The organism is Polaromonas sp. (genome assembly GCF_010365105.1).
In the GTDB taxonomy this organism is placed as follows: Bacteria; Pseudomonadota; Gammaproteobacteria; order Burkholderiales; family Burkholderiaceae_C; genus Polaromonas.
This window is the reverse complement of the sequence record NZ_JAAFGZ010000002.1, coordinates 165,455-183,798: the sequence shown is the minus strand read 5'-3', so window position 1 is coordinate 183,798 and position 18,344 is coordinate 165,455. Positions and strand designations below refer to the sequence as shown.

At 61.4% G+C, this 18,344-nt stretch carries 16 protein-coding genes; 5 read left to right on the top strand and 11 right to left on the bottom strand.

Going from position 1 to position 18,344, the window contains the following annotated elements; genetic code table 11:
* Positions 1–15: 15 nt before the first annotated feature.
* The 4 genes from GZ092_RS02315 to GZ092_RS02300 form a co-directional block, all read right to left on the bottom strand.
* Positions 16–1,509: a mannose-1-phosphate guanylyltransferase/mannose-6-phosphate isomerase gene (locus GZ092_RS02315; RefSeq protein WP_293634105.1), complete on the bottom strand. Its 1,494-nt coding sequence runs from the start codon at positions 1,507–1,509 to the stop codon at positions 16–18.
* Between the two features lie 10 nt (positions 1,510–1,519).
* On the bottom strand, positions 1,520–3,751 hold the full coding sequence (locus GZ092_RS02310) for a polysaccharide biosynthesis tyrosine autokinase (protein ID WP_293634104.1): 2,232 nt from the start codon (positions 3,749–3,751) through the stop codon (positions 1,520–1,522).
* Positions 3,752–4,322: 571 nt separating this feature from the next.
* Entirely contained in the window at positions 4,323–4,883 is a 561-nt protein-coding gene (locus GZ092_RS02305; RefSeq protein WP_293634103.1) for a transcription termination/antitermination NusG family protein, read from the bottom strand.
* A 753-nt stretch (positions 4,884–5,636) separates the two neighbouring features.
* Entirely contained in the window at positions 5,637–6,479 is an 843-nt protein-coding gene (locus tag GZ092_RS02300) for a M48 family metallopeptidase (protein ID WP_293634102.1), read from the bottom strand.
* 31 nt (positions 6,480–6,510) lie between these two features.
* On the opposite strand from GZ092_RS02300, the gene GZ092_RS02295 reads away from it, so the two are divergent.
* The 3 genes from GZ092_RS02295 to GZ092_RS02285 all read left to right on the top strand — a co-directional run bounded on the left by GZ092_RS02295 (position 6,511) and on the right by GZ092_RS02285 (position 10,042).
* A complete protein-coding gene (locus tag GZ092_RS02295) occupies positions 6,511–7,902 on the top strand; it encodes an AmpG family muropeptide MFS transporter (RefSeq protein ID WP_293634101.1) in 1,392 nt (463 codons plus the stop codon).
* Positions 7,903–8,061: 159 nt separating this feature from the next.
* A complete protein-coding gene (locus tag GZ092_RS02290) occupies positions 8,062–8,784 on the top strand; it encodes a response regulator transcription factor (RefSeq protein WP_293634100.1) in 723 nt (240 codons plus the stop codon).
* A gap of 7 nt (positions 8,785–8,791) precedes the next feature.
* A complete protein-coding gene (locus tag GZ092_RS02285; RefSeq protein WP_293634099.1) occupies positions 8,792–10,042 on the top strand; it encodes an ATP-binding protein in 1,251 nt (416 codons plus the stop codon).
* 253 nt (positions 10,043–10,295) lie between these two features.
* Here GZ092_RS02285 and waaF read toward each other — a convergent pair whose 3' ends face one another.
* The 4 genes from waaF to GZ092_RS02265 form a co-directional block, all read right to left on the bottom strand.
* Positions 10,296–11,300: a lipopolysaccharide heptosyltransferase II gene (gene waaF / locus GZ092_RS02280; protein WP_293634098.1), complete on the bottom strand. Its 1,005-nt coding sequence runs from the start codon at positions 11,298–11,300 to the stop codon at positions 10,296–10,298.
* A gap of 253 nt (positions 11,301–11,553) precedes the next feature.
* Entirely contained in the window at positions 11,554–11,763 is a 210-nt protein-coding gene (locus GZ092_RS02275; protein WP_293634097.1) for a zinc-finger domain-containing protein, read from the bottom strand.
* A gap of 39 nt (positions 11,764–11,802) precedes the next feature.
* Positions 11,803–12,744, bottom strand: a complete 942-nt coding sequence (locus GZ092_RS02270) for a branched-chain amino acid transaminase (protein WP_293634096.1) — start codon at positions 12,742–12,744, stop codon at positions 11,803–11,805.
* A gap of 120 nt (positions 12,745–12,864) precedes the next feature.
* Positions 12,865–13,278 carry a glycerate kinase gene (locus GZ092_RS02265; protein WP_293634095.1) on the bottom strand — a complete coding sequence of 138 codons (414 nt, stop codon included), beginning with the start codon at positions 13,276–13,278 and terminating at the stop codon, positions 12,865–12,867.
* A gap of 219 nt (positions 13,279–13,497) precedes the next feature.
* On the opposite strand from GZ092_RS02265, the gene GZ092_RS02260 reads away from it, so the two are divergent.
* Positions 13,498–13,743, top strand: coding sequence for a hypothetical protein (locus tag GZ092_RS02260; RefSeq protein WP_293634094.1), 246 nt, complete (start codon positions 13,498–13,500; stop codon positions 13,741–13,743).
* A gap of 192 nt (positions 13,744–13,935) precedes the next feature.
* On the opposite strand, the gene radA is transcribed toward GZ092_RS02260, so the two are convergent.
* The 3 genes from radA to GZ092_RS02245 all read right to left on the bottom strand — a co-directional run bounded on the left by radA (position 13,936) and on the right by GZ092_RS02245 (position 17,222).
* The gene (gene radA, locus GZ092_RS02255; RefSeq protein WP_293634093.1) at positions 13,936–15,315 is read right to left on the bottom strand and encodes a DNA repair protein RadA; all 1,380 of its coding nucleotides are present in this window, start codon (positions 15,313–15,315) and stop codon (positions 13,936–13,938) included.
* A 108-nt stretch (positions 15,316–15,423) separates the two neighbouring features.
* The gene (locus GZ092_RS02250; RefSeq protein ID WP_293634092.1) at positions 15,424–16,800 is read right to left on the bottom strand and encodes a bifunctional DedA family/phosphatase PAP2 family protein; all 1,377 of its coding nucleotides are present in this window, start codon (positions 16,798–16,800) and stop codon (positions 15,424–15,426) included.
* A gap of 65 nt (positions 16,801–16,865) precedes the next feature.
* On the bottom strand, positions 16,866–17,222 hold the full coding sequence (locus tag GZ092_RS02245; RefSeq protein WP_293634091.1) for a diacylglycerol kinase: 357 nt from the start codon (positions 17,220–17,222) through the stop codon (positions 16,866–16,868).
* Positions 17,223–17,525: 303 nt separating this feature from the next.
* Between GZ092_RS02245 and hpaI the strand changes: the two genes are divergently transcribed.
* Entirely contained in the window at positions 17,526–18,332 is an 807-nt protein-coding gene (gene hpaI / locus GZ092_RS02240) for a 4-hydroxy-2-oxoheptanedioate aldolase (protein WP_293634090.1), read from the top strand.
* Positions 18,333–18,344 lie beyond the last annotated feature (12 nt).

Genomic DNA, 18,344 nt, shown 5'->3' with positions numbered 1-18,344 from the left:
GTGAGTGGGCAGGCATCAAGCCCGTTTCTTGTTCAGTTCAACCGGAATCACGCGTCCGTAGTTGTCTTCATAACGCTCGATGTCGTCTTCACCCAGATAGCTTCCGGATTGCACTTCAATCATTTCCAGGTGTGTCTTGCCCGGGTTGTGCAGCCGGTGAAGCTCGCCGATGGGAATGTAAGTGGACTGGTTTTCAGTGAGCAGAAAGGTTTCATCGCCACGGGTCACTTTTGCGGTGCCCTTGACGACGATCCAGTGCTCGGCCCGGTGGTAGTGCTTTTGCAGGCTCAGGGTTCCGCCAGGCTTGACGACAATTCGTTTGACTTGAAACCTTTCACCCATGTCGATGCTGTCGTACGAGCCCCAGGGACGCGAGACCTTGCGATGGATGGCGGCTTGCGGCGTCCGGCGGGCTTCGAGTTCGGCCACCACGATCTTCACGCTTTCGGCATGGCTGGAGGTGGCGACCAGCACCGCATCGGGCGTGTCGATGATGAGCAGGTCATGCGTGCCCAGCGCCACCACCGGGCGGTAGGGGGCATGGATATAGGTCTTGGTTGCCTCGATGGCCAGGCCCTGGCCATCGACCCGGTTGCCATTTCCATCCGCCAGGGTCATGTCGGCCACCGCGTTCCAGCTGCCGACGTCGCTCCAGGCACCGGCAAAGGGAACCACGGCAATGTTCGTGTGGTGTTCCATCACCGCGTAATCGATGCTTTCCGAACGGCATGCGGTAAAGGCCTGCGTCTGGGGGCGAATGAACGGTTCATCGCAAACGGCTGCGTCCATCGCCTTGCGGCAACTGGCCAGAATGTCGGGCGCATGCTGGCCGAGTGCTTCGAGCAAGGTGCTGGCCTTGCACAGGAAAATACCCGCATTCCACAACACATTGCCTTGCAGGATCAGATCCTGGGCCTTTTCCACCAGAGGTTTTTCAATAAAGCGTGCCACCGAGTAGCTGTTGTCCGAGCGGAGCTCGCCCTGCTCGATGTAGCCGTAAGCCGTGCTGGGGTAGCTCGGCTTGACGCCAAAGGAAACGATGGCGCCCTGCTCTGCTGCCAACTTGCCTTGCTCCACCATGGCGGCAAAGGCCAGTGCATCGGGAATGTGGTGGTCTGCCGGGCAAAACAGCAGCCATTGGCCGGGTTGCGCCTTCAATGCCGCCAGTGCCATGGCTGCCGCCGTGTTGCGTGCCACGGGCTCCAGAATCACCGAGCCACTGACCCTGGCGGCCTGCATGGCCTCAAGCACCAGGTAACGGTGTTCTTCAGCGGCCACGCAAAGTACCTCGACGGCGGTGGCGCCGCCAAGTTGGGCCACACGCTCAAGCGTCAGTTGCAAAAGGCTTTTGTCGCCAATCAGGGGCACAAACTGCTTGGGAAATGATTTTCGTGACAGTGGCCAGAGGCGCGTGCCGGACCCGCCGCAAAGAATGACCGGCTGCACCACATGGTGATCGGCGGGCAATCCGCTGAAATAATCGCTTGACAGTTCAGGGGCTTGAAACATGGTGCGCACCTCAGTACTGGTTGCTGGCATAACGGTGATCGTTGAAGGCATAGCCCCGGCTGTAGCGGCTCTTGCTGAGGGTGAGGCCGTTGAAAATCACGCCCTTGACCTGGGCACCGTTTTGCGACAGCCGCTTGCCGGATTCGTGAAGTTCGCCCAGGCTGGTGACCTCGGCGTGGGCCACCAGGAACACGCCCCCCACCATGGGCGCCAGGATCGCCGCGTCAGACACCGCCAGCACAGGCGCCGAGCACACGATGACCATGTCGTAATACTTGGCGGCAAGCTGCAGCAACTGCTGGGTGGCACCCGTCATCAGAAGTTCTGCCGGATTGGGCGGGATGGATCCTGCCGCCAGGAAATCCACATTGGGTGCAATCTTGCGGTGCAGCGCGTCTTCGAGCTTCACATTGCCACTGAGCACGTCGCTGAACCCGCTGCCCTGTTCCAGCCCAAAATAATGATGCAGGTGGCCCTTGCGGAGGTCGGCGTCAATGAGCAGGACTTTCTTGTTGGCCGCGCCCAGCACCGCCGCAAAGTTGCTGCTGATGAAGGACTTTCCGGTGCCTGCGGTCGGGCCGGTCACCAGCACGATAGGGCTTGTGGCATCGACCATGGCGAACTGCAGCGAAGTGCGCAGGCTGCGCAGGTTTTCAATGGCCGGATCATCCGGAGACGTGATGGCCAGAATGTGCTGGCCGGTGGTCTTGCCGCCAATCCGGAGCAACTGCCTGGCTTGTACCTTGCTGAACGGAATGGTTGAAAACACGCGCAGGCCTGCCCGCTGCTCGATGTCCGTCGGGTGCTGGATGCCGTCGCGCATGCTGTTGCGCAAAAACGCCAACAGCAGGCCGGTCAGCAGGCCCAGCATCCCGGCGATGGTCGTGATGTTCATGGGCAGTGGCCTGATGGGAATCTGGGGAACCGCCGCCACATCGACGATGCGTACGTTGCCGACCTTGCCTTCCGTGACCAGCTGGAGTTGCTGCGAACTGTTGAGCAAGCTTGCGTACAGTTCCGTGTCGACCTTCATGTCACGTGTCATGCGCAAATAATCCTGTTCAACCGCGGGGAATGATTTCATTCGGTTGTTGATCATGTTCAGTTCATTGGTCAGGCCCCTGATCTGCACATCAATGGTTTGAATGTTGGGATGTTGTGGACCGAAACGCGCGTCCAGGTCTGACCGCTTTTGCTGCAAATCGAGCAATGACGTCTGAAGCTTGATCGATTGGTCAAGCACCACCTTGGATTCGGTTGTCAGGTCAAAAGAGCCGTTGCGGTTGCGAAACTGGTTGAACCTGCTTTCAGACTGCTCAATCTTTGCGCGCAACTGTGGCAAATTGGTTTTAAGAAAAGCCAGCATTTTTTCTGCTTCCGCCACTTTGCGCGCCACGTTCTGGCGTACATACATCGAACCGATTTCGTTCAGGGTCTGCGCAATGATTTCAGGATTAGTGCCGGTCAGGCTGGTAAGGATCACGCCCGACTGGCGGCCCTGCTCAACGATCAGGAGAGACTGTTGCAGCCTTTCAATGACGGCAAGTTGCGGAAACCGCATGAGGTTGAATTCAGCCCCGGGCTTTCCGACGGCCGAGCTGACGAGCATCTGCCCCTTTTGACCACCTACCGTGAACGCAAGAGGTGTTCCAAACCGGCCATTGGCAAGGGTGTCGCCGTCAGGTGACACCAGCGCGTAGCCATCGCCGTCGAGGCGAACCAGAAAGCGCTTTGTCTCGAATTTGGGCGGAATGACAAAACTCTCCACTTTCAGCGATTCGTTGCCGGTGACGTAACCCTTCATTCCCAGAAAACCGGGCTCCGAGGGCGATGTAGCCCCACGAGCCAGCCACTTGCCGACGACGGGAATGTATTTGGGCCAGACCGCCAAATCCAGCTGAAGACTTTGCACTGCCTGTCCGACGACCAGGCGTGAGCGAAGAATTTCCATCTCGGCCGATGCGGGCGACCTGATTTCAAACAGGTTGGCCGCCGCCCCCAGTGCAGTGGCCGTGGTGCCTGTGTTTTCCTTGGTTTCCTCAACCTGTATGAGAGAGTTGGCTTCATACACGGGCGTTGTCAGGACCGCATAAGCGCCTCCGAGCAGCACTGCCAATGCGGTCACGCCTGCGATCAGCCAACGGTTGTCCGCCACCACGCCCACCAGGTCGAGCAGATTGGTTTCCGGGTCCTGGCGCAAGACGGACGGGGGCGCTGGAAGATTAAGTTGCTGGATGTACATGACGAACCTCGCTTTTTGAATCGGGCAGTGTTGGCCCAGTTACAGTAAAAACAGAATTTGCTTGATCACGCAGGAAAAGTGCAAATTGGCCAAAGGTGAAGACACCTCAGCCATTCGCAACAAGGAAATAACACGTTCAGACCTGCAGTAAATAATCCACGGCCAATTTTTAAAGCCAGTGGAGATGAATACATGCACTACATTTTTTAAATGAATTTAAAAAATTGATTAATCCGGGCACCAGATATTTGGCTGACCTGAAAAATTAACCGGGAGTCGCAAACTGTTGGAGGACTAAAAAAATGGGTAGGTACAGCAGCATTCAAGAGAACTTGAATTGACGGTTTTTTATTTGACCCGATTACCCGATATTCAGTGAGTTTCAGCCTGCTTTTTTTGACTAAAAACCGAAAGTGGATGGCTACCGCAGTGTTTTTGGCTTTTAAGGCTCAAAAACACTGTTTTTCTTATTCCTTTACTCCCGCTCAACCAACTTCAATCCATCCAGCCTGTCAACGCAAATAGCAGAGTCCAGACGACGCTGTCCCCGCTCTCTTTTTAAACGCAATGTTTATTGATCCAGCAGTTCTACCTGGTGGTGTTCGAGTTGAAGTTTTTTCTCTCGTCCCAACAGCTGGATCAGCAAGGTGACTCGTTTGCTGGAAACCGAATGAACCAGACCTTCAAGACCATTCAAGCCGCAATTTTGCAGACGCACCCTGAGTCCGGGCTGAAAAGGGCTGGTTTCACCCACATCGACCTGGTTTTGCGCACTTTCCAATGCCTTGATCATGCGGAGTTCTTCTGGTTTCAGCAGGGCAGGAATCAAGCCGAACCGAAGGACGAAGGAAATACCGCGTGTGGAACGCACCACTGAAATAGATTGTCCGGCATGTGTGGGCCTGAAAAATATATAACGGGGAAACATCGGCTGCAACACCGCCATCAAGCCATCCGGCGATTTCTTGAATGTTTTATATTGGCAAAGGTACGCCTCGAAACCCTGAAGCGTCAAATTGATCTGGGCAAGCTGCTCGCGCTGGGGCTGGGTATAGGCAACATACCAGCCTTGCTCGTCCGATTCACCTTTGGAGGGCTCGGACGGTTCAACACGCGACAGCGCAATATTCATTCCCTCAACTCCCTTGTTCCATTATTTTCTGATTTAAACCAGGAAACTTCATGTGCTGCAGCAAACCATGCAATGTTTATTGATCAAACGCTCGCCTGTATTTTTATTATTCAATTGCCTGGCATTCCTGGCCCCGGACATGCGTTTTTTTTGCGCTTGCCTCGGAACCCTGTTGATTAAATTCTGCCACTGGAAACGTACAACTGCACAATTTTTATCTTGTGGCTGGGTATATAAGAAGTAGTTAACTTGTTTGCGCGGATTTGAGCCTTGCGCATGTGGTTTTCAGAAGGGCAGGACAATTGCCAAAGTTCAAAGCTGAGCTTTAAAATAATTGTTGCCATGTATCTAAGTCGTTACCTTATGTAAACAGATGATTTGGGTTTACGTTTTGTGTGACTTGGGGGCCGCAGATGACGGCAGCAAGCACCCTGCCAGGCGTCCCGTCGTAGGTTTTTTTAAGCGTGCAGCGCAGAAAAAGGGGGGTGCAATGGAAAGCGAATGGCGCCTTGCAAACCACGAAATTTGTGAATTTCTGGTGGAGCCGCCAGGCGCTGATGGCCAAATACTTTTCCACCATGCCTGGCATCAGTCCGGCCGCAAAAATGCGGGCTCCTTGCAGGGCGCCTTGGCGATTACCGACTTGAGTCCGAATGTGACTTTTGGAAAATGCCTTGCAAGCCTTGGTCCAGGTGACGCAAGCGTTCAGGGCGCGCCGCAACCCTGCGTAAACACGGCGCTTCCAGCTGTTGGCTAGCTGCGTGCGCGCTGGTACAGGCCCTGCACCTTGGGCACATTGGACTGGAGTTCCTGGATGCGTTGCGGTCCCGAAGGATGGGTTGACAAGAAACTCGGCCCGCTGGAGCCACCGCCAGCCTGCGCCATTTTTTGCCACAGGCTGACGGCGGCCTGCGGGTTGTAACCGCCGCGTGCGGCCAGTTCAAGTCCGACCAGGTCGGCATCGCTTTCGTCGTCGCGGCTGAAACGCAGCGTAAGCAGTTCGGTGCCGACATTGGCCGCCACGTTGCCCAACTCGCCCAGCCCCAGCAATTGCGCGCCCAGTGACAGCAATGTGCCGGTGCCCTGGCTTTTGGCAATGCGGGCACGGGCATGCTCGCGCAGGGCGTGGGCCATCTCGTGGCCCATGATCATGGCCGCTTCATCGTCGGTGAGCTTTAACTGATCGAGGATGCCGGTGTAAAAAGCGATCTTTCCGCCGGGCATGCAAAACGCATTGACCTGCTTGCTGCCAATCAGGTTGATTTCCCAGCGCCATTGTTTCGCGCGTTCGTTCCATTGGGCCGCGTGCGGAATCAGCCGCCTGGAAATGGTGGTCAGCCGCTGAAGCTGTGCATTGCCCGGCGGCGCCAGTGCGCCTTGAGACTTGGCTTCGGCCAGGAGCTTTGCATATTGCTGGACAGAGGCGGCTTCAAGCTCTTCGGCAGGCACCAGGTTGCGCAGGCTCGACGACTGGCCCACGTCCACCTGGGCCAGCAAAGGCGCGGAAACCAGCGTGGCCGCTGATCCGGCAGCCGCCAGTAAAAAGCCGCGCCGACCCGGCCAGGAAGAGTGTTTGACATCGCATAGAAAGCACATGCAGGAATAATAGCCACAAACTGCAATCCACATGTCAGACAAAACCTTTTCACCTCCTCTCTCCACGTCGCCATCTTCTGCAACGGCCAGCCCTGCGCAAAGCGCGCCTGCCCCCGTCCCCAAGCCCAGCTGGCGCGAGGTCTGGCGGGTCTATTCGGAAGCGGCCACGCTGCGCATGCTGCTGCTGGGTTTTTCAGCCGGGCTGCCGCTGCTGCTGGTGTTTGGCACACTGAGCTTCTGGCTGCGCGAAGCGGGCATCGATCGCACCACGATTGGCTACCTGAGCTGGGTCGGCCTGGCTTACGGCTTCAAATGGGCCTGGGCGCCGCTGGTGGACCGCCTGCCGATTCCGCTGCTGACCCGCTGGCTGGGCCGGCGGCGCAGCTGGCTGCTGCTGTCGCAGGCGGTCATCATGACGGCGCTGGTCTGCATGGCGCTGACCGACCCCAAGCTGGCGCTGCTGCCGGTGGTGTGGTGCGCACTGGCCGTGGCCTTTGGCTCGGCCACGCAGGACATTGCGCTGGACGCCTACCGCATCGAATCGGCCGACACCCAGCGCCAGGCCGCACTGGCTGCCGCCTACCAGACCGGCTACCGGCTGGCGATGATCTGGTCGGGCGCGGGCGCGCTGTGGATCGCCGCGCGGGCAGAGATCGTCGGCGTGACGACCTACCAGCACGGCGCCTGGCAGGCGGCTTACCTGGTCATGGCCGCGTCGATGCTGCTGGGCATGGTCACGGTGCTGTTCTCGCCCGAACCCCAGCGCCGCGAGCTGCCGCCCAGCAAGAACGCCGCCGACTGGCTCAAGGGCGCGCTGATCGAGCCGTTTGCCGACTTCCTGCGCCGCTACGGCAAGCAGGCGCTGCTGATCCTGGGCCTGATTGCCATCTACCGCATCAGCGATGTGGTGATGGGCATCATGGCCAATCCGTTTTATGTTGACATGGGCTACACCAAGGACGAGGTGGCCACCGTCACCAAGATTTACGGCGTCATCATGACGCTGGTTGGCGCCTTTTTGGGCGGCGGGCTGGCGATGCGTTTTGGCGTGATGAAGGTGCTGATGCTGGGCGCGGTGCTGAGCGCCGCCAGCAATCTGCTGTTCGCTTGGCTTGGCACGCGCGGCCACGACGTGACGTCACTGATCTTTGTGATTTCGGCCGACAACCTGTCCAGCGGCATCGCCTCGGCCGCCTTCATTGCCTATTTGTCGAGCCTGACCAACATCAACTATTCGGCCACGCAGTACGCGCTGTTCAGCTCGATGATGCTGCTGCTGCCCAAGGCGCTGGCGGGTTATTCGGGGGCGTATGTGGATGCGTTCGGCTACAGCAATTTCTTTACCGCCACCGCACTGCTCGGTGTGCCGGTGTTGTTGCTGATTGCCCTGGCTTCACGGTCAAAAACGGCTCCTGCGCAATAGCAGCATGCACAAGCAGCTACTGATTACATAGCAAACCGAACCTTTTGTTTACCGCATCTTTACGACGGCTTAAAGTTCAATTGTTGCGCCTGGCGCACCATGAATCCCATGGCGACAGCCTTTCCGGCGAGCACGCCTTTCCAACTTGAGGACCGGCCCATGACCCAACAGCTTTTGATGATCGAAGACGACACCCGCCTGGCCAGCATGGTGGGTGAATACTTGCGCCAGTCCGGCTATGGCTTTACGCATGCCGCCACCGGTGCCGGCGGCCTGGAAGCGCTGCAGGCCAGCCCGACCGACCTGGTGATCCTGGACCTGATGCTGCCCGACATGGATGGGCTGGAGGTGTGCCGCCGGATCAAGGGCCAGGGCGGCGACGCGGGCCGCACCGCCGTGCTCATGCTGACGGCCAAGGGCGACCCGATGGACCGCATCGTCGGCCTCGAAATCGGCGCCGACGACTACCTGCCCAAGCCGTTTGAGCCGCGCGAGTTGCTGGCGCGCATCCGCGCCGTGCTGCGCCGGGGCGGCGACAGCGCCGGCGGCAGCAGCGTTTCGGCGGGCAGCCACAAGGTGATGCGCTTCGGTTCGCTGGAGATTGACCGCGATGCGCGATCGGTGTCGGTGTCGGGCAACCTGTGCGAGCTGACCTCGTACCAGTTCGACCTGCTGGTGGCCCTGAGCGAGCGCGCCGGCCGCGTGCTGAGCCGGGACCAGATCATGGAAGCCGTGCGCGGCCGCGAACTCGAAGCCTTTGACCGTTCGATCGATGTCCACATGGGCCGCATCCGCAGCGCCATCGAGCTTGACGCCAAGGACCCCAAGCGCATCCTGACGGTGCGCGGCGTCGGCTACGTGTTTGCCAAACAGCAAGACTGAGCGTCGCGTGAGATCGCAGATCTGGTCCCGGTTCACGTCGCACCTTTATGTGCGCATCTGGCTGGCCGTCGTGGCCACGGTGGTGGTGCTGACCTTCCTGGTTGCTGCGGCCTGGCATTTCAGCACCGATCCGCCGCAACTCCCGATCCGTGAAGTGCTGGTGCACAACGCCGCCGGCGAAGTCATCGGCACGGCACAGACCAAGCCCGACCGCCAGCGGGGCGACGACATTGAATTTAATATGGTGACCACCGACGGCCAAACGCTGAAGCTGTTGCTGCCCCGGCCCCAGAGCCCGCCTGGCAACGCCTGGAACCGGCCGCCATTTGGTTTCAGCTTTGGCTGGATGATCGGTCTGGTGGGGCTGGCCGTGGCCGTGGGCGCTTACCCGGTGATGCGGCGCCTGACGCTGCGGCTCGAAGCCCTGCAGCGCGGCGTCGAACGCTGGGGCGCGGGCGACCTGTCGGCGCGCATCAACACCGAAGGCAGCGACGAAGTGGCTTTCCTGGCACGGCGCTTCAACCACGCTGCCGAGCGCATCGAGACGCTGATGGAATCGCACAAGTCGCTGCTCGCCAATGCCTCCCACGAACTGCGCTCGCCACTGGCGCGCATTCGCATGGGGCTGGAATTGATGGGTGTGGACAAGGCGTCGCCCCAGCGCATGGAAATAGCGCGCAGCATCACCGAGCTGGACCAGTTGATCGATGAAATCCTGCTGGCCAGCCGGCTGGACACCAGGCAGGCAGACGCCGAACCGTTCGAGACCCTGGACCTGACCGGGCTGGCCGCCGAGGAATGCGCACGCGTCAATGCCGAGCTGATGGCCGAGCTGCAAACCGGGCCGGACGCCGACCATAGCCTGACGCTGCAGGGTTCGCCCCGGCTGCTGCGCCGCCTGATCCGCAATCTGCTGGAAAACGCCCGGCGCTACACCCACGGCGACATCACGCTGGAGCTGGCCCAGACCGGCGCGGGCAAGCAGCAAAAAGCCATCATTCGCGTGCATGACCGGGGGCCGGGTGTACCGGCAGACCAGCGCGAGCGGATTTTCGAGCCGTTTTACCGACTGCCCGGTGCCAGCGAGCGCGAAGGCGGCGTGGGTCTGGGGCTGGCGCTGGTGAAATCGATTGCCGAGCGCCACGGCGGCACTGTTCGCTGCGAAGCCCGACCGGGCGGTGGTGCTTCATTCATTGTCGAGTTGCCCGTGGGGAGACCTGACCGTGAACTGGTTCACGAAACTGGAAGTTTCAACTAAAAATGTGAATATCCCCTTTTTTGGGGATGTTCAGAACACCCAAGCTGAAGCACAGTAGGGGTGTTGCTGTCACAACATTGGAAACCAGAAAAAGTTAATAAAAATTCGGCCAAGCTGTCAATCCCTAAAGATGCAGCGCTTTCCTGAACAAGATTTTTCTGAGAGGACTTTTACAAGGCCACCGCAAGGTGGCCTTTTTTTTGCCCACTGATTGCATCAATGCGTGCAATGCTCTTTCACACCAGCATTCCCGTCAGCTGGAATGCAACGCCGTCAGCACCCGCTCTGCGCCAATGTCATTCAGGCAGCGCGTATGCCCGAGCGGACACTCGCGCGCAAAGCATGGGGCGCAGTCCAGCGGCGGCTGGTAGGCGGGGTCAGCCTTCAGCCAGAGCACGCGGGCACGGTCGTTCAGGGGCGGCGTGTGCAACGGGCTGGACGAGCCAAAAATTGCCACCTGCGGCACGCCCAGCGCGGCGGCGACGTGCATCAGGCCGGAGTCGTTGCTGATGGTGCTGCGGCTGGCAGCAATCAGCGCCAAGGCCTGCGGCAGCGAGGTCTTGCCGGCCAGGTTCAGGCATTTTCCCGCTTGCACGGCATTCACCGGCGCGGCAATTTCTTCGCACAGCGCCGCTTCCTTGCCGGAGCCGAGCAGTACCACCGTGGCGTCCAGCTTCGCGGCCAGTTCCGAAAAATGGCGCGCCGGCCAGCGCTTGGCCGGGCCGAATTCGGCACCCGGCGCAAACACCACATAAGCGCCGCGTAGCAAGCCCAGTTGGTGCAGCGCGGCCTCAACCTGCGCCGCATCCATGTGCAATTCAGGCCGGTCGCCGTCCAGGCCGGTTTCCCCGCTCAAGGCCGAATAGAACGCCACCATGGGCAGTTTGTTTTTCGGGTTTTTCAGCCGGTGCGTCAGCAGGCCGATGCGCGCCTCGCCCAGGTAACCAATACGCTCGGGAATACTCGCCAGAAACGGCAGCAGCGCGCTCTTGAGCGAATTCGGCAGCACGTAGGCCTTGTCGAACTGGCCGGCAAGGCGCCTGGCAATGCTGCGGCGCGCCTTGAACTGCAGGCCGCCATGGGCAAACGGGAATTCGATGACATCAGCCACCTGCGGCATGGCGCGGTACACCGGCGCCACCCACGGCAGCGCACCCACCGTGAGGTGCTCGCCGCGTGCCTGCAGCCGGCGCAACAGCGGCTCGGTCATGACCGCGTCGCCGATCCACTGCGGGGCGATGATGAGGGTGTGGGTCATTCAGGATTCAAACAACAAACCAGCGACGAAGCCTAGAAGTATCCCTCCACCCCAGCAGGGGCCAAGGAACCGGCTTTGCCGGGCCGCAGGCGCAGCGCCCCCTCGGGGGGGCAGCGCAGTACGCGAAGCGATAAGCGTGGGGGCACCTCCAACCAGCAAGGGCCGCGGGACTGGCTTTGCCAGACCGCAGGCGCAGCGGCCACCTCGGGGGGCAGCGACCCGCGCAGCGGCGGAGCGTGGGGGCTTATTTATTTCAGTGCCCGCCGCCAAAGTGTTCGCCCGCCTTGAGCTGGTACACGGTGCCGCAGTAGGAGCACTTGGCTTCGCCGGTGCGCGCCACATCCAGATAGATCCGGGGGTGGTTGTTCCACAGCTTCATGTCGGCCCTGGGGCTGGGGCAGGTGATGCAGCCCTGCTCGTTGAGGTCGCTGGCCAGCAGTTCGATGGGGGATGATTTGCGCATGGTTTCAGACTTGCCTTGTTGTTGTTTTGACGGGAGCGCTCAGACCCGGGTCAGCCAGGAAGCGTACTTGGGGTTGCGGCCATTGACGATGTCGAAAAACGCCGCCTGGATTTTTTCGGTGACCGGGCCGCGCGAGCCGCTGCCGATCTCGATGCGATCGAGTTCCCGGATCGGCGTCACCTCAGCGGCTGTGCCCGAGAAGAACGCTTCGTCCGAAATGTAGATTTCATCGCGGGTGATCGGCTTTTCCTTGATGGTCAGCCCCAAGTCCTCACAGATGCTGAAAATCGTGTTGCGCGTGATGCCGTTCAGTGCGCCGGCGCTCGAATCGGGCGTGTAAACAACGCCCTTGCGCACGATGAACAGGTTCTCGCCCGCGCCTTCAGAGGCAAAGCCCTGCGGGTCGAGCAGCAGCGCCTCGTCATAGCCTTCGTCGGTGGCTTCCATATTGGCCAAAATGGAGTTGGTGTAGTTGCTCACCGCCTTGGCGTGGATCATGGTGATGTTGACGTGGTGGCGCGTGAAGCTGCTGGTCTTGACGCGGATGCCACGCTTCATGCCTTCCTCGCCCAGGTAGGCGCCCCAGGTCCAGGCGGCCACCATCAGGTGAATCGTGTTGCCCTTGGGGCTGACGCCGAGTTTTTCGGAGCCGATCCAGGTCAGTGGCCGGATATAGCCGCTTTCCAGTTTGTTCTCACGCACCACGGCAAGCTGGGCGTCCATGACCTCTTGCGGCGTGAACGGAATTTTCATTCGCAGGATCTTGGCACTGTTGAACAGCCGCTCGGTGTGCTCCTCCAGCCGGAAAATTGCCGTGCCGCCATCGGGCATCCTGTAGGCACGAACGCCTTCAAACGCGCCGCAACCATAGTGCAGGGTATGGCTCAGCACATGGATCTTGGCATCGCGCCACTCGACCATCTGGCCGTCCATCCAGATTTTTCCGTCACGATTTTCCATGGAGGGGGCTGCTGGGGACATGCTGATGATCCTGTGGTGAGTAAAAGGTGTGGGCCTGAACGAGGGCCTGGCCCGTTGCCAGCCTGGTGCTTCATAAAAAAACAGCCGGCGCAGGCGGTGCCAAAGCCCGAAACAATGATTCTACGGCGCGGGCGGCAACTCGTTTTCAGCGGGCCTGAACAACTCGTGATGCGCCAGCTTGCCGCCGACAAACGTGCAGGTGACATGCGAGCCGGTGCCGTCGGTCCAGCGAAAGATTTCGGGCTGCACGTCTTTTTCGGACTGCAGCTTGCCCAGCGCGCGCGTCATGGCAATCACATGCATCAAATTCACGCCCGGCTTGAGCTTGGCGTTGAGCATGACGGCACTGCCGACATAGCCTATCGGCCGGTTGGCCGCGCGCTTGAGGACGGTCATCATTCGGGTGAAATGCAGCAGCATCCACATCACCAGACCGGTGACGACCGCCGCCACGCCAAGCCAGCTGTACTGCCGGTAAGCCAGCGCGACCGCCGCGATGCCGGCGACAGGAATAAAGATTTTCTGGAAGTTCATGGCCATATTTTCGCAGCCCCGACGGGCCCCCGGGCTGCGGGGAATGCGTAGCGGCAAGGGTTGTTCTTTGCAGGGCATATGTGTTGCGCAGGAACGCCCCGGTTCGTCGCCTTGGTCCCTCGCCTTGGCTGACGCAGCCGCAGGGCAGCAGCCGCCACCCGGCGGGTAATTCCCCGGGATTGCGCCTGCGGGCTGCGCGGCCGGTTTACGATGCGGGCGATGGACGAACTCAACCAGCTCGCAACTTTAGGACTTGTCCTGCCCAGCCCGGCCTACCTGGCGGGTGCCATCCTGTTCGGCATCATTGGCTATGTGGCCTTCAGGCGGGGCCGCAGGACATCGACCGCATCACTGACCTGGACCGGCGTGGCGTTGATGCTCTACCCGTATGCCGTGTCACAAACCTGGCTGCTCTGGGCTGTCGGCGCGGGTTTGTGCGCATGGCTTTACATCAGGTGGAACTGAGCCGGGGCAGGCAAGCTGACGGCACTTTCTGACAGGTGCGCAAGCCGGACAGGCTCCATTGCTTTTTCAAGCTTTTCAAGCCTTTTGCGCACAGCCAGCCTGTACAAGAAGCTATTATTTTGATAGCAATCGAGCATCCTGCGCTTTAAAGCAAGGCGCAGCGCAGGGCTGATGGCACGCAGTTGTGCCACTTCACTGCAGGCTGCGCACCAGGTCCAGCGCCTCCTCGATGCGCTCGACGGCGTGAATCGTCAGCCCCTCGATCGGCTTTTTCGGCGCATTCGCCTTGGGCACCACCGCCACGCTGAAACCCAGCTTGGCCGCCTCCTTCAGCCGCTCCTGGCCGCGCGGCGCGGGCCGCACCTCGCCCGCCAGGCCAACCTCGCCAAACGCCAGGAATCCCTTGGGCATGGCCTTGCCGCGCAGGCTGGACGCAATCGCCAGCATCACCGCCAGGTCGGCAGCCGGCTCGCTGATGCGCACGCCGCCCACGGCATTCACAAACACGTCCTGGTCCATGCAGGCGACGCCGGCATGGCGGTGCAGCACGGCCAGCAGCATCGCCAGCCGGTCGCGGTCCAGGCCGACGCTCAGGCGGCGCGGGTTCGGGCCGCCGTCATCGACCAGCGCCTGGATCTCGACCAGCAGCGGCCGCGTTCCCTCCAGCGTCACCATCACGCAACTGCCGGGCACCGGCTCGCTGTGCTGGCTCAGGAACATCGCGCTCGGGTTCGTCACGCCCTTCAGGCCCTTTTCGGTCATGGCAAAGACGCCGATCTCGTTGACTGCGCCAAAGCGGTTCTTGATGGCGCGCACCAGGCGAAAGCTCGAATGCGTGTCACCTTCGAAATACAGCACGGTATCGACCATGTGCTCCAGTACGCGCGGCCCGGCCAGCGCGCCGTCCTTGGTGACATGGCCAACCAGGATGATGCACACGCCGCTGGATTTGGCCGCGCGCGTCAGGTGCGCCGCACATTCGCGCACCTGCGCCACCGAGCCCGGCGCCGACGTCAGCAGGTCCGAATACACCGTCTGGATCGAGTCAATCACCGCAACCGCCGGCTGCGTGGCCTCCAGCGTCGCCAGAATCTTGTCGAGCTGGATTTCCGCCATGACCTTCACCTGCGAGCCGTCCAGCCCCAGCCGGCGCGAGCGCAGCGCGACCTGCGCGCCGCTTTCCTCGCCGGTGACATACAGCGTGTTCAGACCGGCGCGCTGCAGCGAATCGAGCGCCTGCAGCAGCAGCGTCGATTTGCCAATGCCCGGATCGCCGCCGATCAGCACCACGCCGCCCTCGACGATGCCGCCGCCCAGCACGCGGTCAAGTTCCTCGTGGCCGGTCGGCGTGCGGCTCATGTCGGTGGCCTCGATGTCGGCCAGCGCGGTGACGTCGGACGCCTTGGCGAGCCCCTGGCGCTGCGTGCTGTAGCGGTTCTTGACGGCGCCGGGGTTCTCGGCAACCGACTCGATCAGCGTGTTCCAGGCGTTGCAGTGCGGGCATTTTCCCAGCCACTTGGGGCTGATGCCGCCGCATTCGGTGCAGGTGTAAATCGTTTTTTCTTTGGCCATGCACCTAGTGTATTGACCGCGCGCCCAGGTCAGGTCTGCCTGGCAGTCGGTGCCGTTGAAGTCATCGACAGGAACCGGGCATGCCTGCACGGTTCCTGCCCTGCCTCGTCAGGATTTTTTGGCGGCAAGGCGATGCGCCCAGTAAGTGTGTATTCCGGTGAGGCACAGCGTCAGCCAGGCAATGCCTTCGGCAAATGCGGCCAGCACGTCGCTCAGGTAATGCACGCCCAGGTACACCCGGGTCAGCGACACCAGTGCCACCAGCGTGAAGGCCCCGAGGATTGCCGTCACGCGCCAGTGCCAGGCCGCGGTCCTGGCCACCACCATCGCCGCCATGACACCGTAAAACAGGGTGGCGCCGGCCACATGGCCACTGGGAAAGCTGTAGGTGGCCAGCAGCAGCAAGGGGTCGTCAAAGCTGGGGCGGGCACGGTGAAATGCATGCTTCATGGCCACGTTCAGCAGCATGCCGGACGGCACCGTCAGGCCGACGCACAGCAGCCAGTACCCGTTTCGCTTCCAGGCCAGCCAGGCGCACACCACCACAACCCCCAGCACGACCGCGACGGGGCCGAGAATGTTGGTCGCCGCCAGCATTGCCTGGGTCATCAGCGCGGTGGAGTGCGCATGGAACCATTGCGCCACCCGCAGGTCGATGACGGTGAGCGGGTCACCGGTCACCACGTCCTCGGCAATTCCGCCGAACAGCCAGCTTGCGCCTGTCAACAGCACCGCCCCCGCCGTCAGCTGCAACCCCAGATAGCTGGTGGGTGAGAACCGGTCCCGGACAAAAGAAATCTGCGGGGCGAAGTGCTGGCGCCAGGCGCTGACGCGCGGGCGCTGGAGAAAGCGGCGCCATGCCTGCGTGAGGGCAGCTTCATGGCGGGTCGCCCAACGCCACAGCCAGGCCACCAGCAATGCAACCACCAACAGGCCACCGACGATGGCGCTGGCCCGCCCGATCCACCGTTCGGCCGTTTGCCAGCTGGCGCCCAGAACGTAACCCAGCAAGGCGACAGCCGCTGCCCAAAGCACCGCGCCAAACACGTTGTAGGGCAAAAAAATCCGGTAGGGCATGCGCGAGGCGCCGGCCAGAAAGGGCACCAGCGCCCGGGCAAAGCCGACGAACCGGCCCAGGAAGACCGCCTGGCTGCCGTGGCGCGCAAAAAAATCGTCCGCGCTTTGCACGCGCGCCTCGTTCAAGCCGAAACGCCCGCCATAGCGCGCCAGGGCCGGGCGCCCCATCCGGCGGCCCATTTCATAGCCGAGGCTGTCGCCGATGGACGCGCCGACCGCCACGGCGATGATGAGCAGGTCCAGGTCCAGGGAGCCCTGCGCGGCCAAAAAACCGGCCACCAGCACCAGGCTTTCGCCGGGAATGACCAGTCCCAGAAACGCTGCCGATTCCAGCATCGCACCCAGGAAGATGATGAGGTAGCCCCATTGCCCAAGCCGCTCGACCAGATGGATCAAATACTGCAGCATCGGCTTTCCTGCGTTGTTTCGGGCACGTGAACCCGGTCACCATTCAGAGTTGGTCGCCAGACAGTCTACGCCGGCCAGGTCGATGCCAGGAAGGCCATGAACACGCCCAATCCTGTCAGGCTCAACACCAGCACCGCGCCGGCCGCGCAGTCCTTGGCAATCCGTATCGCCGCATGCTGTTCGGGATGAAGATGGTCCAGCGCATTTTCCAGCGCGGTGTTGAACAACTCGGCCGCCAGCACAAGGCCGCAGTTCATCAGCAGCAACGCCCACCACACCAGGGCCGGTCGGCGCCACAGCAGGATCAGCAACACGCCGGCGGCCAGCGCCGCCTGCTGGCGAAAACTCGCTTCGCCGCGCCATGCGCTCGCAATGCCTTGCACGGCAAAACCGGCACGTTGGCGAAAAGACTGGTTTTTCATGGCGGGTTCTGGTTGATTTGCGAAGGCCGGACCGACGTGGGGGCTGGATGCGCCGATGCACGTTGAAAGCTTTTCATGGCGTCGGTTGTCGTCTTTTACACCTTCTTGTTTTTCGTCGTCTGGTGCCTTTCCCGGTGCCTGTCGGCAACGCGCGACCAGGCCAGGCGGTGACGCCTGCCAGGCCATGGTGCTGACGGCTTCGGCCTTGTCGGCATCGAGGATGCAAAGTGATGCCGGCAGCGCGGACACGTTGTAGCATGCCTGCCTGCCTTCGTTCCTCCAACCCACACACGGACACCGCCCATGACCACCCCCCTCAATCCCTTCAAGCAAACACTGGCCGACAAGCGGCCGCAAATCGGCCTGTGGCTGGGCCTGGCGGACCCGTACAGCGCAGAACTCTGCGCCGGCGCCGGGTTTGACTGGCTGCTGATCGACGGCGAGCATTCGCCCAACGACCTGCGCAGCATCCTGGGCCAGTTGCAGGCGATTGCGCCGTATGCCTCGCACCCGATTGCGCGCATTCCGGTCGGCCACGGCCACATAGGGACCACGCTGATCAAGCAATACCTGGACCTGGGCGTGCAGACGCTGCTGGTGCCGATGGTCGACACGCCCGAACAGGCCGCCGACCTGGTGCTTGCCATGCGCTATCCACCGCAAGGCATTCGCGGCATGGGCGGCGCACGGGCTTCGTTCTGGGGCCGAAACCCGGCGTATGTGCATGAGGCCAATGCCCAGGTCTGCCTGCTGGTGCAGGCCGAAACCGAGCTGTCATTGCGCAACCTCGATGCGATTGCCGCGACGCAAGGCGTGGACGGCGTGTTCATCGGCCCGGCCGACCTGTCTGCGTCGATGGGCCATGTCGGCAACCCCGGCCACCCCGAGGTGCAGACAGCAATTGTGGATGCGATTGCGCGCATCGTCAAAGCCGGCAAGGCGGCGGGCATTTTGACGCCCGACGAGGCGCTGGCCCGCCGCTACCTGGAACTTGGCGCCACCTTCGTCGCCGTGGGGCTGGACACCAACCTGCTGGCCAAGACCACCAGCGCGCTGGCGGCACGCTTCAAGAGCGGCGTGTCGGTCGCACCAGCCAGCCAGACCTATTGAGCAGCCACAGCC